The sequence below is a fragment of the Faecalibacterium sp. PGM34 genome, from assembly GCF_054456555.1.
Genome location: NZ_CM136898.1, coordinates 1,249,014 through 1,265,935 on the forward strand (window position 1 = coordinate 1,249,014; position 16,922 = coordinate 1,265,935).

14 protein-coding genes and 1 other annotated feature are annotated in these 16,922 nt (G+C 58.3%); of the genes, 3 read left to right on the forward strand and 11 right to left on the reverse strand.

Translation table 11 applies throughout. The annotated features are described in order from the left end of the window. Nucleotides 1–58: 58 nt before the first annotated feature. The 4 genes from argF to ACXPUX_RS05905 all read right to left on the reverse strand — a co-directional run bounded on the left by argF (nucleotide 59) and on the right by ACXPUX_RS05905 (nucleotide 2,381). Complete coding sequence (gene argF / locus ACXPUX_RS05890) at nucleotides 59–1,054, reverse strand: ornithine carbamoyltransferase (RefSeq protein WP_117929603.1); 996 nt, start codon at nucleotides 1,052–1,054, stop codon at nucleotides 59–61. A 224-nt stretch (nucleotides 1,055–1,278) separates the two neighbouring features. Then, nucleotides 1,279–1,416, reverse strand: coding sequence for a hypothetical protein (locus ACXPUX_RS05895; protein WP_179859753.1), 138 nt, complete (start codon nucleotides 1,414–1,416; stop codon nucleotides 1,279–1,281). Between the two features lie 195 nt (nucleotides 1,417–1,611). Beyond that, entirely contained in the window at nucleotides 1,612–2,091 is a 480-nt protein-coding gene (locus ACXPUX_RS05900; protein WP_112091154.1) for a deoxycytidylate deaminase, read from the reverse strand. A gap of 164 nt (nucleotides 2,092–2,255) precedes the next feature. Continuing rightward, entirely contained in the window at nucleotides 2,256–2,381 is a 126-nt protein-coding gene (locus ACXPUX_RS05905; protein WP_256469117.1) for a hypothetical protein, read from the reverse strand. Between the two features lie 832 nt (nucleotides 2,382–3,213). Here ACXPUX_RS05905 and ACXPUX_RS05910 point away from each other — a divergent pair. Beyond that, nucleotides 3,214–5,298, forward strand: coding sequence for an elongation factor G (locus ACXPUX_RS05910; RefSeq protein WP_458830748.1), 2,085 nt, complete (start codon nucleotides 3,214–3,216; stop codon nucleotides 5,296–5,298). Nucleotides 5,299–5,544: 246 nt separating this feature from the next. Here ACXPUX_RS05910 and asnB read toward each other — a convergent pair whose 3' ends face one another. Both asnB and ACXPUX_RS05920 read right to left on the reverse strand, forming a co-directional pair. Beyond that, nucleotides 5,545–7,131: an asparagine synthase B gene (asnB, locus tag ACXPUX_RS05915; protein WP_458830750.1), complete on the reverse strand. Its 1,587-nt coding sequence runs from the start codon at nucleotides 7,129–7,131 to the stop codon at nucleotides 5,545–5,547. A gap of 62 nt (nucleotides 7,132–7,193) precedes the next feature. Further along, nucleotides 7,194–7,456: a binding site (T-box leader), on the reverse strand. Between the two features lie 13 nt (nucleotides 7,457–7,469). Then, nucleotides 7,470–7,955, reverse strand: coding sequence for a Fur family transcriptional regulator (locus ACXPUX_RS05920; RefSeq protein ID WP_458830752.1), 486 nt, complete (start codon nucleotides 7,953–7,955; stop codon nucleotides 7,470–7,472). 356 nt (nucleotides 7,956–8,311) lie between these two features. Between ACXPUX_RS05920 and ACXPUX_RS05925 the strand changes: the two genes are divergently transcribed. Next, nucleotides 8,312–8,971, forward strand: coding sequence for a GntR family transcriptional regulator (locus ACXPUX_RS05925; RefSeq protein WP_458830754.1), 660 nt, complete (start codon nucleotides 8,312–8,314; stop codon nucleotides 8,969–8,971). A gap of 161 nt (nucleotides 8,972–9,132) precedes the next feature. Here ACXPUX_RS05925 and ACXPUX_RS05930 read toward each other — a convergent pair whose 3' ends face one another. The 4 genes from ACXPUX_RS05930 to ACXPUX_RS05945 all read right to left on the reverse strand — a co-directional run bounded on the left by ACXPUX_RS05930 (nucleotide 9,133) and on the right by ACXPUX_RS05945 (nucleotide 14,992). Continuing rightward, nucleotides 9,133–9,945 (reverse strand): ABC transporter ATP-binding protein, encoded by an 813-nt coding sequence (locus ACXPUX_RS05930; protein ID WP_458831175.1) that lies wholly within the window; start codon nucleotides 9,943–9,945, stop codon nucleotides 9,133–9,135. A gap of 7 nt (nucleotides 9,946–9,952) precedes the next feature. Next, entirely contained in the window at nucleotides 9,953–10,897 is a 945-nt protein-coding gene (locus ACXPUX_RS05935) for an ABC transporter permease (protein WP_458830756.1), read from the reverse strand. Between the two features lie 164 nt (nucleotides 10,898–11,061). Next, nucleotides 11,062–12,162, reverse strand: coding sequence for an ABC transporter substrate-binding protein (locus tag ACXPUX_RS05940; RefSeq protein ID WP_458830758.1), 1,101 nt, complete (start codon nucleotides 12,160–12,162; stop codon nucleotides 11,062–11,064). Between the two features lie 427 nt (nucleotides 12,163–12,589). Beyond that, nucleotides 12,590–14,992, reverse strand: coding sequence for a YfhO family protein (locus tag ACXPUX_RS05945; protein WP_458830760.1), 2,403 nt, complete (start codon nucleotides 14,990–14,992; stop codon nucleotides 12,590–12,592). 138 nt (nucleotides 14,993–15,130) lie between these two features. On the opposite strand from ACXPUX_RS05945, the gene yfbR reads away from it, so the two are divergent. After that, nucleotides 15,131–15,718: a 5'-deoxynucleotidase gene (yfbR, locus tag ACXPUX_RS05950; protein ID WP_458830762.1), complete on the forward strand. Its 588-nt coding sequence runs from the start codon at nucleotides 15,131–15,133 to the stop codon at nucleotides 15,716–15,718. Nucleotides 15,719–15,775: 57 nt separating this feature from the next. Here yfbR and dusB read toward each other — a convergent pair whose 3' ends face one another. Further along, the gene (dusB, locus tag ACXPUX_RS05955) at nucleotides 15,776–16,795 is read right to left on the reverse strand and encodes a tRNA dihydrouridine synthase DusB (RefSeq protein ID WP_458830764.1); all 1,020 of its coding nucleotides are present in this window, start codon (nucleotides 16,793–16,795) and stop codon (nucleotides 15,776–15,778) included. Nucleotides 16,796–16,922: the final 127 nt, after the last annotated feature.

The following is a 16,922-nucleotide window of genomic DNA, read 5'->3' on the forward strand; positions in this document are numbered from 1 at the left end:
GGAAAATTATTAGATAGAATAAGCCCGGAAGGTCTGCGAAACTTCCGGGCTTATCTCTTTATTCCTGATATCCCAAGGTGGCCGCCATGACCGCCTTGATGGTGTGCATCCGGTTCTCGGCCTCGTCAAACACGATGCTCTGGGGGCCTTCGAACACCTCGTCGGTCACCTCCATGGCATCGCGGCCAAAGCGCTCGCCCATCTCCTTGCCCACGGTGGTCTTGTGGTCGTGGTAGGCGGGCAGGCAATGCATAAACACTGCATCCGGGCCTGCAATATTCATCAGATCCTGATTGATCTGGTAGGGGGCCAGATCGTGGATGCGCTCAGCCCAAACCTCTACCGGTTCACCCATGGACACCCACACATCGGTATACAGCACATCTGCGCCCTTTGCGGCCTTGACGGGGTCCTCTTCAAAGGAGAGGGTAGCCCCGGTCTGGGCGGCAATGGCCTGACACTGTTCCACCAGCGCGGGATCCGGCTGGTACTTTTTGGGGGCGCAGGCGGTGAAGTGCAGACCCATCTTGGCGCAGCCCACCATCAGGCTGTTGCCCATATTGTAGCGGGCGTCGCCAAAGTAAACGAAGTGAATGCCCTTCAAGTGGCCGAAATGTTCCTGAATGGTAAGGAAATCGGCCAAGATCTGGGTGGGGTGGAATTCGTTGGTCAGGCCGTTCCACACAGGCACACCGGCGTAGTGCGCCAGCTCTTCCACGATCTGCTGGCCGTAGCCCCGATACTCGATGCCGTCAAACATCCGTCCCAGCACCCGGGCGGTATCGGCGATGGATTCCTTTTTGCCGATCTGGCTGCCGGAGGGATCCAGATAGGTCACTTCCATGCCCAGATCATGGGCGGCCACCTCAAAGCTGCACCGGGTGCGGGTGGAGGTCTTTTCAAAGATCAGGGCAATGTTCTTGCCCCGCAGCTGGTCGTGACGGATACCGGCCTTCTTTTTGGCTTTCAGGTCAGCGGCCAGCTCCAGCAGCTGCCCGATCTCAGCAGGGGTGTAGTCCAATAGCTTCAAAAAGCTCCGATTTTTCAGTTCCATTGTATATTTCCCTCTCTATGCAAGAACTACTGAATATTTATTCAAGCTGTGATTCTATTATAATACGTTGCATCGGGAAGGTCAAGAGGGAACATTCGTGCTTGTCTTGACAAAGAACACACAGAAGGTTATACTATAAATAGAAGGACGCTGACTGCATAGGTCAGCTTTCTGTCCCGTATTAGTCAAAAGATTGACCGCTCGGTTTGGAAGGCTTGAGGCGGTCAATCTTTTTTGTTGTCGTCATTTTTCTTCTGCGAGTTCTTATCCATGACCTCGACGGTCAGACGGACTACTTCCAAAATCAGTCCCAACAGTGTGAGAATGACCATGAGAAGATTCAAAACTTCTGTCAGATTCAAACGATATCCCTCCCTTCGCCTTCAAAGCGCAGGGAGGTTTTCTTCAAAAAAGTTTCCCTCCCTGAACCTCTGCTTCGTTCCATGTACAGGAAGAATCAGCGATACGGGACAGAAAGCATGACCACCAATGATGCAATCAGCGTCTTATGGGTAGAATAACATAAATTATTGCGAATTGCAATAAAAAGGTTATGCTTACAGCTCCAGCTCTGCCCGGCGCCCGGTGGGCTTATAGGGGGTCAGCCGGACACCGGCGTGCTCGAACATGAACCGCGCTGCAATGCTGGAATCACTGTCGTGGTATTTGTCGCCGTAGTACACCACCTCGGCAATGCCGGACTGGATGATGGCCTTGGTACACTCGTTGCAGGGGAACAGGGTCACATACACCCGGGCACCCTTCAGGTTGTTGTGGGCGCTGTTAAGAATGGCGTTCAGCTCGGCATGGCAGACATACATATATTTGGTCTGCAAGGGCGCACCCTCCCGCTCCCAAGGCATCTCGTCATCGCTGCAGCCCATGGGCATACCGTTATAGCCCAAGGAAAGGATCTTGTTTTCCGGGCTTACGATGCACGCGCCCACCTGACTGTTGGGGTCCTTGGAGCGCATGGCGGTAAGCAGCGCAATGCCCATAAAATATTCGTCCCAGTTGATATAATCCTCGCGTTTCATCGCGTAAAACCTCCTGCCCTTTCCAACGGGTCTGCGGCTTGACAAACCCGGAAAAATAGACTATACTACGAATAGAAAGAGCGCTGCCCGGCAAAACGGCTCCGCTCCTCATGGATCAAATGACCAAAAGATCAAGTGACCGTGGCTTGGGGAAGCGCTGGCGGTCACTTTTTCTTTTTGTCGTTGTCATGGTGTTTTTCTCTCTGCTCGAGTTTCCATGTGATTTCAAAGGTCACATGTACGATGGTGACGATAAGCGTCAGAAGCATCAGAATCTCGGAGATCGACATCCAACATCCCTCCTTCCGCCGAAAGCATCAGGAAAGATCACTTCAAAAAGCTGCCCTCCTGACACCTGCTTCACTCTGGGGTGAACATGCAGAACCAGTGAGGACACAGAGCCGCCTTGCGTTTTGGGTCAACGCCCTTGCCGCCGAAGCGGCATCTACAGCATACCATAAAATCATACGCTTTGCAACGAAAACACCCCCGGCGGCCGCCGCTTGACAAACCCGGTAAAATACACTATACTACGAATAGAAAAGGTGCTGACTGCAATGGTCAGCTCCTCATCCGGCGAATCAGTCGTAAAGAATGACCGCTTGCTTTCTGAGGGCATGAGCGGTCATTTCTTTTTGCCGTTGGAAATCGTCCATGTGATCTCGAAGGTAATGTACACTGCTCCGCCAAGAAGCGTGAGCAGCAGCACGACCTGTTCAAACGTCATGAGGCATCCCCCCTTTCCGCTTTCGCATCAGGGGAAGCAAAAAGTTTTTCGTCCCCTCTGGCGCGCAGCCGGAAGGAGTTAGACCACCTGCAATGCAGACAGCACCTGATCGCCGCCGAAGCGGCATCTACAGCATACCATAAAATCATACGCTTTGCAACGAAAACACCCCCGGCATCGCACCTGTGTGCGGCACCGGGGGCTTGCTTTTTCTGCGGGGAGATCTCCCCCAATGTCAACTTGCACAAAACAGTGCCCGGAAGTTTGGCAGGCGTTTTTGCCAAATTTTGAAACGATATATTTAAAAATCGTTTCAAGTGTGGTATTATCTTTGTAAAATATGCCACAAAAACGGAGAGAACGCTCCGTGCGGCGGAAATGAGGGAAAAACCGATATGGAATACGCAAGCAACAACATCCGCAATATTCTGATTGCCGGCCATGCCGGCAGCGGCAAGACCACGCTGACCGAAGCACTGGTCTATTTTTCGGGCGCTGCCGAGCGTATGGGCCGGGTTGAGGACGGCACCACGATTTCGGACTTTGATCCCGAGGAAGCAAAGCGCAAGGCCAGCCTGTCGGCTTCCGTTGTGCCGGTGGAGTACGAGGGCATCAAGTACAACCTGATCGATGCACCGGGTCTGTTCGACTTTGAAGCAGGCGAGTACGAGGGCATCCGCGCCGCCGAGAGCGTGCTGGTGTGTGTGTCCGGCCGCAGCGGTGTTACCGTGGGCGCAGAAAAGGCGTTCCAGCTGGCCCGCAAGAACGGCAAGGCCACCATGGTGTTCGTCTCCAAGTGCGATCTGGAAAACGCCAACTACTTCAAGATCCTTGAGGATATGAAGATCCGCTTCGGCTCCACCGTCTGCCCCTGTGTCGTGCCTGCAAAGCTGGATGACGGCACCCCTGTGTACATCAACCTGTTCAGCCAGAAGGCCTTCAAGTACGAGAGCGGCAAGCAGATCCAGGTGGAGCTGCCGGACATCGGCCACCGCTTCCAGGGCCTGATCGAGGCCATGAGCGAAGCCATTGCAGAAACTGACGATGAACTGATGGAAAAGTTCTTTGGCGGCGAGCCCTTTACCACCGAGGAGATCGTGGAGGGTATGCGCAAGGGCGTTAAGGACGGCCTGATCACCCCCGTGTTCTGCGGCAGCGCCGTGAACATGCAGGCGCTGGATATGCTGCTGTTCAATATGCACAAGCTGCTGCCCAGCCCGGAGCACGAAGCCAGCACGCTGGCCGAGGATGCCAACGGTGAGCCGGTGGAGCTGCACTGCACCGAGGACGAGCCCACTGCCGCTTACGTCTTTAAGACCGTGGCCGACCCGTTCGTGGGCAAGCTGAGCTATCTGCGTGTCGTCAGCGGCAAGGTGACCGCAGGCGAACCGCTGACCAACGCCCGCACCGGCGAGGTGGAAAAGATCACCAAGCCTCTGACCGTCCTCGGCAAGAAGCAGATTGAAAACAATGGCATCGGTGCCGGTGATATCGGTGCAGTGGCAAAGCTGGTGAGCGCAAAAACCGGCGATACTCTGTGCGATGCAGACCGCGTGGTCAAGCTGCCTGCGCCTGTGTTCCCCAAGCCCAGCCTGTTCATGGCAGTTACCGTGGCCAAGAAGGGCGACGAGGGCAAGATCTCCAGCGCACTGGCACGCCTGATGGAAGAAGATCCCACCCTGTGCTACATCAACAACGCCGAGACCCATCAGCAGGTCATCGGCGGCTTGGGCGAGCAGCATCTGGATGTGGTCAAGGCCAAGCTGAAGAACAAGTTCGGCGTGGAGATCGGTCTGGAAGCTCCCCGCATCGCCTACCGCGAGTCCATCCGCAAGGCCTGCCAGAAGCAGGGACGCCATAAGAAGCAGACCGGCGGCCACGGTCAGTTCGGCGACGTTATCATCAACTTCGAGCCCTGCGACAGCGAGCAGGTGGTGTTCGAGGAGAAGGTGTTCGGCGGCAGCGTGCCCAAGAACTTCTTCCCCGCCGTGGAAAAGGGCGTGCGTCTGGCTGCCGAAAAGGGCGTGCTGGCCGGTTACCCCGTGGTCGGCCTGAAGGCTACTCTGCTGGACGGCAGCTACCACCCGGTGGACAGCTCTGAAATGGCCTTTATCATGGCCGCAAAGCTGGCCTACAAGGCCGCTATGCCGGAGGCCGGCCCCGTCATTCTGGAGCCCATCCACACCCTGAAAGCTCATGTGCCGAACGACAACACCGGCGATATCATGGGCGATGTGACCAAGCGCCGCGGCCGTGTGCTGGGCATGGAGCCGGACGAGGACGGCTTGCAGACCATCATCGCCGAGGTGCCGCTGGCAGAGCTTGCAAACTTTACCACCTTTATCCGCCAGACCACGCAGGGCCGCGGCTGGTTCACCACTGAGTTTGCCCGCTATGAGACCCTGCCCGAGATGCTGGTGCCTGCCGTTGTGGAGCAGGCCAAGAAGCTGGGCAATCTGGACGAAGCCGCAGAAGACTGAGCCCTGAACCCCTGATTTGACATTACCCCGAGTCCCCGCCGACACTTTTTTCCCTCTGTCGGCGGGGGCTTTTTTGCTTGCTGTTATGCAGAAATAAGGCAGCCGCTGCCAATGGCAGAAAGCACATTCTTCCCGTAAAAATGCAACGTCGGACAGCCCGCAGGCTGTCCGACGTTGTTCTGATAAAATATGTTTTCCGCTATTTATGCGCAAAGCGCAGCGGAGCGCATTCAAAATGCTCTGGTGTTACACGCCGGAGGCACCATAGTTTGCCAGCACGCGGGCGGACGGGTCGTTGACGTTGCAGCCCGGCCATGCCTTGTTGGGCATCCAGAAGCCCACGATGGTGCGGCTCTGGTCGTGGTAGTACTTCTCAAAAATTTCGCGGTAGAACAGGCTCTCCTTGGTAAAGGGCATGCAGTGTGCCGAGTAGTTTGCCCGCCGCATCTGGAACTCCTCGTCGGTGTACAGGCCCTCGGCGTACTCCTTGATGTCGTCCACCATGCTGTGGCCTACGGCGTCCGAGAAGGCGGCCTTTTCGCGCCACAGGATCTCCGGCGGCAGCCAGTCGCCCTCAAAGGCCTTGCGCAGCAGGTACTTGCCCTTGCCGTAGCGGTTCAGCTTCTTTTCCGGGTCGATGGCCATGACGTAGCGCACAAAATCCAAGTCGCCAAAGGGCACCCGCGCCTCGATACTGTTGGAGGAGATGCAGCGGTTCGCCCGCAGCACATCGTACATGTACAGCTCACGGATGCGCTTCTGGCTCTCCTGCTGGAAGGCGTCGGCGGTGGGGGCGTAGTCGGTGTATTTGTAGCCGAACAGCTCGTCCGAGATCTCGCCGGTCAGCAGCACACGCACATCGGTCTGCTCGTGAATGGCCTTGCACAGCAGGTACATGCCCATGCTGGCGCGGATAGTGGTGATATCCCATGTACCCAGCAGCCGGATGACCTCCTCTAAGCTGCTGAGCACCATCTCGCGGTTGATGATGATCTCGTGGTGCTCGCTGCCAAGATAGTCCGCAGTCTGCCGGGCGTATTTCAGGTCGATGGCATCGGTGTCCATACCGATGGCAAAGGTGCGGATGGGCTTGCCCAGCTTTTTGGCGGCAATGGAGCACACCAGCGAGGAGTCCAGCCCACCGGAAAGCAGGAAGCCCACAGGTGCATCGGCATCCAGCCGCTTTTCCACCCCGGCAATGAGCTTCTCGCGGATGTTCTGCAGGATGGTGGGCATATCGTCCTGCATGGGGGCGGGCACATCGGCGATGTCCTCGTAGCGCACAAAGCGACCGTCGCAGTAGTAGCTGCCGATGGGGAAGGGGCGGATGTCATCGCACCAGCCGATGAGGTTGCGCATCTCGGAGGAGAAGGCGATCTTGTGGCTGGACTTGGAGTAGCCGTAGAACAGCGGACGGATGCCGATGGGGTCGCGGGCGGCGATGAGCCTGTCCTTGCGGGAATCGTACAGGATCAGCGCAAATTCGGCGTCCATGTGGCGGAACATATCCAGCCCGTACTCGTAGTACAGCGGCAGCAGGATCTCACAGTCGCAGTCGGAGCAGAACTTGTAGCCACGGCGCTTTAAGATCTCTTTCTCGAACCGGAAGCCGTACAGCTCACCGTTGCACACCACGCAGTCGGCGCCCCGGTAAAAGGGCTGCATTCCTTCCGGGGTCAGTCCCATGATGGCAAGCCGCCCAAAGCCCATCAGGCCGTAGGGACCCTCCACCACCCGCTGGTCGTCCGGCCCGCGGTCCACGGTGCGCAGCAGATACTCTTTGAATTTTTCGGCACTCAGGTCATGCCCCGTATAACCCATAACACAACACATACTTCTTACCCCTCTTGTAAAAACGATAAAAATAAAAATACGGCAGCACATTCATCCCATAGTCCTAGGACGAATATGCTGCCGTATCCGTGGTGCCACCTAAATTACCGGCATACGCAATACGCCGGTCACTTTTGTGCGCTCTCCCCGTTGAAAGCACTGCCGCGATAACGAGCGGCGCACGTCTGCCCCTACTGCTGCGCACGCAGGTTCAGGGAGCGGCTCACGGGTGTTCTTCGGACTTCGTTTTCTGCGCGGTTTCCAGCATCCCGCACTCTCTGTAAGAAAAACCTGAGGCCTTACTTTTCCCGGTCAACGCTTTTATTGTTTGCATTGTATCACGGGTTTTTGTCCGTGTCAACACAGCAGGCGCATTTTTTTGCAGGCTGTTCGCTTGCTGCGGACGGTGCCGCGTTCTGCGCACAATGACGGCACAGCCCGTACAGCACACTGCCCTCGCATTGCAGGGTAAAGCCGTGCTCTGCCATCAGGTGGGCGCGCACCTCATCCATAAAATGGCAGTCCAGGTGATAGATGCGGCCGCACTGCACGCACTTGAGGTGCAGATGCTCCCGGCAGTGGCGTCCCTCGTCCACATACTGGAACACCGCCCGCTCGCCCTTGTCGGCTACATATTTCATAATGCGCTGCTCGCCCGCCAGCTTGTCCAGATAGCGGTACACGGTGGTGGGGTTGGGGCTTGCGCCCTGCGCTTCCAGATGCTCCAGAATGTTGGAGGCGCTTACTGCGTGCTGGCGGTTGTTGATGAGGTAATCCAAGATGAGCTGCCGGGTGCGGGTATTGTAGCCATCGCTTCGTGCCATGAGAAATTCGGTCCTTTCCGGTGTAGATGTGTTGTTTTTTATCCCTATTGTAGCACAGTTTGCTCTTGGATGCAAAAGAAGCAGGCGGAATGTCTGTCTGTTTGGCGACAAGCACAAAAAACATTGTAAAAAGTAGCAAAAATGGGGCGTAATCTTTGTGTAAAACGGAAAACACGCCAAAGTTAAGCAAAAAGTCTTGTAAAAAATGCCCTAATGTGAAATAATATACTAGATAAAGTGGTTGGATTGCAGCCGGGATACAAGCTGGCTGAACATGAAGAAGAAGAAACCGGCAGCGGTGGGTTTGCGCTGCCGGTTCGGACGTTTTGGGAGAAGAAGAATAGGAGAGTGTGCTTATGAAAGAGCAGGACGCACAGGCAAAGCTCAGCCTGAAGCTGCAAGCGTACCAGTACCTCAAGACCAAAATTTTGAACTGCGAGTACCGCCCCAACGAGTTTCTGAACGAGCAGAAGCTTTGCGCCGAGATGGGCAACATCAGCCGCACCCCCATGCGGGACGCACTGGGGCGTCTGGAGCAGGAGGGGCTGATCACCATTCTGCCCAAAAAGGGTCTGATGGTCTCCGGCATCACCGAAGAGGACGTGCACAGTATGTTTGAGATGCGTCTTTTGGTGGAGCCTTATGCCCTGCGTACTTACGGCAATGCCATCCCCCGGGAGCAGCTGGAGGCCTACACCGAGCTGATGCACCACAGCGAGCGCATCGAGGACTTCTGCAAGTCGGACGACGACTTCCACGAGCTGCTGATGAGCACCCTGCCCAACAAGTATCTGCGCGCTGCCTACGACCGCATTACCGGTCTGAACACCCGCTTCCGCATCATGACCGGCAAGGTGAGCATGATCAATCAGGAGCAGACCTGCGAGGAGCATCTGCAAATTCTGGACGCTGCTCTGGCAGGGGACTGGGACGGCGCGGCCATGGCGCTGCAGCACCATCTGGAGCTGGCGCGCGATAAGGCCGAGGGCGTTATCAAGGTCATCCGCCTGTGGTAAAAAACTAAAAATCAATAACGTAAAAAGCATCTGCAACATTCGCTGCTGAATTTCAGAAAATCAGCGAAATTTTGTTGCAGATGCTTTTTCTTTAGCGGGTTCGCCCTCTCAGTCAAAGCCGTCAGGCTTTGACTGAGAGGGTGGATGCAGCAGGCCTTTTGTTATTTCTCCACCTTGCTCAGCAGGATGCGGTCGTTATCCAGATTCTTGCCCGCGTTCTCGCGGAACTTTTCCAGCAGGTCGTCCACGGTCATCTTGCTGCGCGCTGCGCCCTTTACGTCAAACACGATGCGCCCGGCGTCCATCATCAGGGTGCGGTTGCCCAGCTCCAGCGCCTGATGCATATTGTGGGTCACCATCAGGCAGGTGATCTTTTTCTCGGCTACGATGCTCTTGGTCAGCGCCAGTACCTTTTCGGCGGTGGCGGGGTCCAGCGCGGCGGTGTGCTCGTCCAGCAGCAGCAGCTTCGGGGTGACAAGGGTAGCCATAAGCAGGGTAAGCGCCTGCCGCTGCCCGCCGGAGAGCAGCCCTACCGGCTGCTTCATGCGGTCCTCCAGCCCCATATCCAGCAGGGCCAGCTTTTCGCGGAAGAGCGCCTTATCCTTGCGGGAGATGCGGGAGAAGATGGCATTGGGCGCAGTGCCTGCCCGCAGGTAAGCCAGCGCCAGATTTTCCTCAATGGTCATGTTGGGCGCAGTGCCCTTGAGCGGGTCTTGAAACAGATGCCCGATGACCTTGCTGCGCTGGTGCTCCGGCGCAAAGGTCATGTCCTGCCCGCCCAGCAGAATGCTGCCCTCGTCGGCGATAAAGCCGCCGGTGATGGCGTTGAACAGGGTGGATTTGCCCGCGCCGTTGGAACCCACGATGGTGGCAAAATCTCCGGCTTCCATCTGCAGGCTCACCCCATTCAGCGCCACCTTTTCGTTGACGGTGCCGGGGTTAAAGGTCTTGTGCAGGTCGTTCAGCTGCAGCATTTCCATTTTACTGTCCCTCCCTGTTGGTCACGGTGCGGCGGGCACGGGCAGCGTGCCGGCGCTTTTCAAAGGCGAAGTGCTCCCGGATGGCGGGCATGGAGATGGCCACTGCCACAATGATGGCGGAAACCAGCTTCATGGCGGCGGCGGGCACGTTGAACCGCAGCGCCACCGCCACGATAAAGCGGTACAGGCAGCTGCCGAACACCACGCCAAGGATGCGGCGCAGCATGGTGCGCTTGCCCACCAGCGTCTCGCCGATGATGAGAGAAGCCAGCGCAATGGTCACCATGCCGGTGCCCACGTTGATATCGCAGCTTTTCTGGTACTGTGCCAGCAGCCCGCCGGACAGCGCACACAGCGCACCGGACACGCACAGACCCACCGTGATGGTAAAGGCGGGGTTGATGCTGGAAGCCCGCACCATGGCGGCATTATCGCCGGTGGCGCGGATGGAAAGCCCCAGCCGTGTGCCCAGAAAGCCCAGCATCGCCGCGCAGGCAATGGCAATGATAACTGCCGCCAGCGCCAGCTTGTACCAGCTGCCCAGAAAGCCCAGCGAAGTTTTTGCCATTGAGAAGATGGTAGGGGTCTTGACCAGCGACATGGTGGAGGAGAAGCCCATCACCGCCAGATTGATGGTGTACAGGCCGGTGTTGACGATGATACCGGCCATGATGCTTTCCACCCCGAGCCTTGTCTGCAAAAAGGCGGTGACAAAGCCGGAACATACCCCCGCAGCCATGGCTGCCGCCAGCGCAAGGATGGGGTGGCCGGTCAGCGCCACCTGACAGGCCACGGCGCAGCCCAGCGTAAAGCAGCCGTCGGTGGAAAGGTCGGCAATATTCAGGATGGAGTAGCTCAGAAACAGTGCCAACGCCACCAGTCCGTAGATGCAGCCCAGCTCCAGCGCTGTCTGCAAAACGTTGAGGGAAAAGATACCCGCCAGCATGGTGTATGCTCCTTTTATGTTATTTTGAATGCGTGCCGCATTGCTCTGCGGAGTGCGAAAAACGTATTTTTACGGGAGAGGGAAACCACTTTCCCCAGAACCGCCAAAAGCTCTCCCTTGCGGGAGAGCCGGCAAAACCGTCAGGTTCTGGCTGAGCGGGGCGTTCAGGAGAAGTTCTCGGCGGTGGTCACTTCGGTAATTTCGGTGCAGTAGGGCTTGAAGGCTTCCTTCAGGGCTGCCAGATCCAAGCCCAGCGCCTCGGCGGTCTCAGTGTTAATGGTAACGATGCCGTTATCAAAGGTCTGGTAGGGCAGGTCTGCGGGGGTCTTACCGTCGCACAGCAGCTGGCTGACCATATCGGCGGTGGCCTCGCCCAGCTGGACGTAGTCCACGCCGTAGCCCACCAGTGCGCCGTTCAGCGCAAAGCTGTCGGCACCGGTGTAGTGCTGCACACCGGCTTCGATAAAGCTCTCATAGATGGACAGCTCGGCGGTCATGATGGTGTTATCGGTGGGGGTGAACACGGCCTTGACCCCGGCGGCTACCAGTGCCTCGGCAGCCATTTGCACCTCGGCGGTGGTGGTGCCATTCTTTTCTACCACCTTGATGCCGTTCTTCTCGCAGAAGGCCTTGGCGTCCGCAATGGCCTGGGTGGAGGCATCCTGACTCAGGTCATACAGCAGACCGATGGTATCAATGCCGGGGTTTGCCGCCACGATCAGGTTCATGATGGCGTCGGTGTTCAGGGCATCGGAGGTGCCGGTGATGTTCTCCTCGCCGTCAAAGCCTGCGGCGGCAGGGTCGGTCACAGCGGAGTAGACCACCGGGATGTCGGTATCCTCCACGGCAGCCAGCATAGTAGCGGCGGTGGGGGTGGCCACTGCCACGATCACGTCCACGCCGTCAGACACAAGGTCTGCGCCGATCTGGTTCAGGTTGGACTGGTCGGCCTGTGCGTTGGCGTAGTAATCGGCGTAATCAAAGGTGACGCCTTTCTCCTTGCCGATGGCATCCAGACGGCTCTCCACAGATTCTACGATCTGGTTGAGGGAGGCGTGGTCCACATAGTTGACGATGCCCACCTTGAAGGTCTCGCCAGCGGCAGCGGCGCTGCCGGAAGCAGCTGCGGAGGAGGAGACCGCCGCACTGGAGGCGGTGCCGGAAGCGGCGCCGCCGCAGCCGGTGAGTGCCATGGCAGAAACAGCGGAAGCGGCCAGAGCGGCCTTCAGGAAGCTGCGGCGGGAGATCATGTTCAGGTTTTTCATAGTGGTTAACTCCTTTCCCGGAGCGGGCGGCAAAATCAAAAGACCCGCTCCCTTTGCGGGACGGGTCTTAAAACAAAACGACCCTGTCCCTGTGTGTTATCCACAAGGACAGGATCGGTAAATACGATTCTGCGGTGCCACCTTGCTTGCCCTGCATCCAATACAGCAGAGCCACTCACGGAGAGCCAACACTCCCCTGTCCTGTAACGGAGACTTCCGTCCAAAGCTACTGGGGCTTGTGCCCGTTTGCCCGGCCCTCGGCGACCCACGAAGCTCTGCCCCGCTTTCGCCCGTTTGCACTGTCCGGGCTCACTGCAGATGCGCTGTGCAGGTTCTCTTCCGCCTCATCGGTTTGATTGCATTATACACTTTATCTTCGTAAAGTCAAGAGGGAATTTAAAAATTTTATTTTTCGGCCCGGTCAAAGTCAATCTTCTGCCGGGGTGCCGGTGCTGCGGCGCTTGCGGCGCACAAAGTAGGCAACGTACACCACCCATACCGGAATAGCTACAGCGGTCACCACCCGGCTGGCAGAAAGCCCGGCGGCCTGATACACAAAGTCGATGCTGCTTGCACCCGCCGGGCAGAGCACTGCCATCAGCCCCTCATCCACACGCAGGATGTCGGTCTTTTCGCCGTTGACGTAGGCGGTAAAGCCGTCATCGTAGGGTACGGAGAAAAAGACGAGATTCGGCTTTTCCAGCGTGATCTCGGCATGGAAGCCCGCGTTATTCATCTGGAACACGGAGCAGCTGTGGGCGCGGCGGTCGGCGCAGTCCTGTGTGTAGCTGTCGTAGTGCAGGTTATCCAGCAGGGCGTCCGGCAGCTCGGTCAGGTAGGAACTGTATTTTTCTACGTCCTCGTCCTCCAGCACCAGCGCCCGCAGCAGCAGATTGGAGCGCAGGGTCTTGACCGAGGCCTCGTAGGTGGCCTCGGTCACATAGTAGTCGTAGGTAAAGCCCATGGGCACATAGTTGTCGTTGTGGTACAGCGTGTAGCCGTCCACATCAGCAAGATACGTCCAACCCTCGTCCGCCTCGTCCTCAAAGCTTTCGCGCTTTTCCGGGGTGGTGATGAGGTACTCCACGCTCAAAAGGCCGCGCAAAGCATAGTTTGTGATCTCCGGCTCGCTGCGCACGTCCCGCTTGACCCCCAGCCCCGGGTAGAAGCTGAGGATGCTGGGAGCCGCCGTGCTGCCGAAATATTGCAGGCAGCTTTTATCCAGCCACATCCCGATGTTGTCGTGGATCTTGTAGGTGTCGATGCGGTAGTCACCCTCCGGCAGGTCATTTTTCAGCAGCAGGGCGTTGGTGTCCTGCTCCACAAGGTCGCTGTCCGTGTACCACTGACCAAACTTGCCGATGCCGATGTGTACCATGGCGAACACGCAGGCAAACACCAGCACCGCCGCTGTCATGCGCTGGGCAAAGCGGCTGTCCTGCCGCCACTTGCTGCAAAGAACGCGGTACAGCATAAGCCCCAGCAGGCCAAAGCCCAGCACGGCAAAGAACTGTCCCGGGTTCTTCAGAACGCCGAAGGGCCATGTCCCGGTGGTATCGTCACGCACAGGCACCACCGCAAACACCAGCGTAGCCAGCATGATCCAGCCGATGCCCCGGGCGGGTGCGTCCAGATCAATGTCCGGATTCTCCAGCGCATTCACGGTCATGGCGGCAAGGATGAGGGTGGGCATATAGTACCAGCGTGCGTAGTAGCTGGAATTCAGGGCGTAGAAGGCGCTGTTCAGCACCGGCACCAGTGCGCACACGGCGCATACCGCTACGATGCGTTTTTTGCTGTCGGCCTTGCGGCTGCGCCAGTAGGCCATGGCACCGGCCAGACTGCACAGCGGCAGATAAGCGGTCATGCTCGTCCACTTGATGACGCCCTCCGACCAGACCGAGGTGAGGTAAGGGGAGTCCGGCGGCAGGATCCAGCTGAGCAGGATGGCCAAATACTGCTGCACCTTGGCATAGGTCAGAAAGCCCCAGCCGGAGGAAAGGTCGATGGTGCGCGGGTTCTGCAGCAGACTGAGCACCGCCGGGAACAGCAACAGACAGCCCATGGCAACGCCCAGCACGCTCTCCCACAACAGATGCCCGAACTTGCGCACGGTCAGTCGGAAGTCCTTTGCGGTCAGTTTGCACACAAAGTAGATGCACAGGAAAATCACCTGCCCCACAAAGAAGAAGTAGTTGTTCAGCAGGTTCACCGCCACCCAGAAGGCGAACAGGCCATGACGATCCTCATAAATGGCCTCGTCCAGCGCCCAGAGCAGGTAGGGGAACAGCGCCACCACATCCACAAAGTGGTTGAAGAACACGTTGTACACTGCAAAGCCGGAAAGCGCGTACAGGCAGGCACCCAGCACCGCGTAGTTCGCGTTTTTAACGTAGCGGCGCAGATACAGGAACGCGCCGCCGCCCGCCACGCCGAACTTGAGCACCAGCAGCGGCACCATCATATAGGGCAGCCAGCTCTGCGGCAGCAGCACCGACAGCCAGAAGAACGGCGAGCCGTACAGGTAGAAGGAGTAGGCGTTCATCACCCCGCTGCCAAGGTCGGTCGCCCACGAAAAGGTATTGTGCGGCGCACCGGCAAAGGCGCTGTCCGGGTAGCCCGCGCCCTTTACAAAGCCGTTCATATACCGGTAAAAGCTGATCTGCTGGCTATTGAAATCGCCGGCATAGTGGAAAAAGCCGCCGTCAAGGATGTAGAACGGCAAAAAGAAGATGGCCGCCGTCAGGGCGCACAGCCCTACCGCCTGCCAGAACTTTTTACGGTCCTGCTCCCTTGGTGTGAGCAGCCGTGGTTTTAGAAACTTTTCCATAGCGTTCCTCTTTCTCCGCGCACCGGCGCGGAAGTGGATTTGATGACATCTTGTAGTATAGCACGGCAGCGTGCAAGAAAAAAGGACTTGACAACCAAGCGCGGGGCGGGTATGGTGAAGAAAAGGAGGCGTATTGTTATGCTGTATCCCTTCAGCGCCCTGCTGGCGCGCATGAAGTACATTACCCGGTGGAGCCTGATGCACTCCACCCGGGCGGAATCCCTCAGCGAGCACACCTGTGACACCGCGCTGCTGGCGCACCTGCTGTGCCTCGTTGCCAAGCACTACACTGGCACGCCCTGCCGCCCCGAGGTGGTGGCAGTGGCGGCGCTGTACCACGACGCGCCGGAGATCATCACCGGCGATATGCCCACGCCGGTCAAGTACCACTCCCCGGCGCTGCGGGACGCCTACAAGGCGCTGGAGAGCGAGAGCGTGCGCTCCATGGCGGCTCTACTGCCCGCAGAACTGGCCGCAGAGCTGACCCCCTGCATGGACGGCAGTGCTCTGACAGCAGAGGAGCACCGACTGCTCAAAGCCGCTGACCGGCTGAGCGCCCTCATCAAATGCACCGAGGAACAGCGCAGCGGCAACCACGAATTTGACGCCGCGCTCACGCAGCAGCGCGCCGCGTTGCAAGCCATGCACTGCCCGGAGGCCGACTGGTTTCTGGAGCACTGCCTGCCCTGCTACACCCAGAATCTGGACGAGCTGACGAAGGTGTAAAAAATGCAATGCCGGACAGCCCACAGGCCGTCCGGCATTGCTCTGCTTCGGTTCAAATTACGGAAACGGTACTTCCCGCACGTCGTCGGGGTCCAGCCCGGCTTTGCGCTGCTCTTCAAACACGGCGGCGATCAGCTCGTCCAGATCCTCCAAGTGGGTCAGGGTGCAGCAGTAGCGGCGCAGGGCGGCGGCACCCTTCAGCCCCTTCATGTAGTGCATAGTCTGGGCGCGCGCCTGCGGCATAGCCACAAACTCGCCCTTCTGCTCTACCATCTCCTCCACCTGACGGCGCAGCGCGTTCATCCGCGCCTGCAGGTTCGGCTCCTTGGGGGCGGGCAGCCCCTCCAGTGCGGCGTTCACCCGCTCAAACAGCCATGGGTCACCCAGTGCGCCCCGGGCGATCATCACGCCGTCGCAGTGTGTCTCCCGTACCATGCGCAGCGCGTCCTCGGCGCAGTGGATATCGCCGTTGCCCAGCACTGGCACCTTTACCGCATCCTTTACCCGGGCGATGATCTCCGGGTCGATGCCCGGGGTGTACATCTGCTCCCGGGTGCGGGCGTGCACTGCCACCAGCGCCGCGCCCGCCTGCTCGCAGGCTTTGGCGCACTCCACGGCGGTGATGTGGTCGGCGTCCCAGCCCTTGCGCATTTTTACGGTGACCGGGCGCTTGGTGTGCGCCACCACCTGCTCCACGATGCGTCCGCAGCGGTCGGGATCCAGCATCAGCTTGCTGCCCGCCCCGCCGGAAACGATCTTAGGGGCAGGGCAGCCCATATTGATGTCCACAAAGTCAAATTCGTACTGCTCGATGGCGGCGGTGGCTTCGCCCATGATCTCCGGCACTTCGCCAAAGATCTGCACCCCATAGGGTGCGCCGTTGGGCGCTGCCTTCAGCAGGCTGACGGTCTTATGGTCGCCATACACCAGCGCCCGGCTGGATACCATTTCGCTGACGGTAAAGCCCGCGCCGTGCTGTGCCATCAGGCGGCGGCAGGGGGCATCTGTAAAGCCCGCCATAGGGCCGAACACCGCCCGGTGGGGCAGGGTGATATTGCCGATCTTCAAAGGTTCCATGGGTTCTCCTTGTATCTGTTTTGGGGTAGACGATTTTGAATGCGCTCCGCGTTGCTTTGCGCATATTCGGCGGAAAAATTATTTTTAATTTCGCGTTTGTCGCGCTCTGCGGAGCGCTCCAAACGCA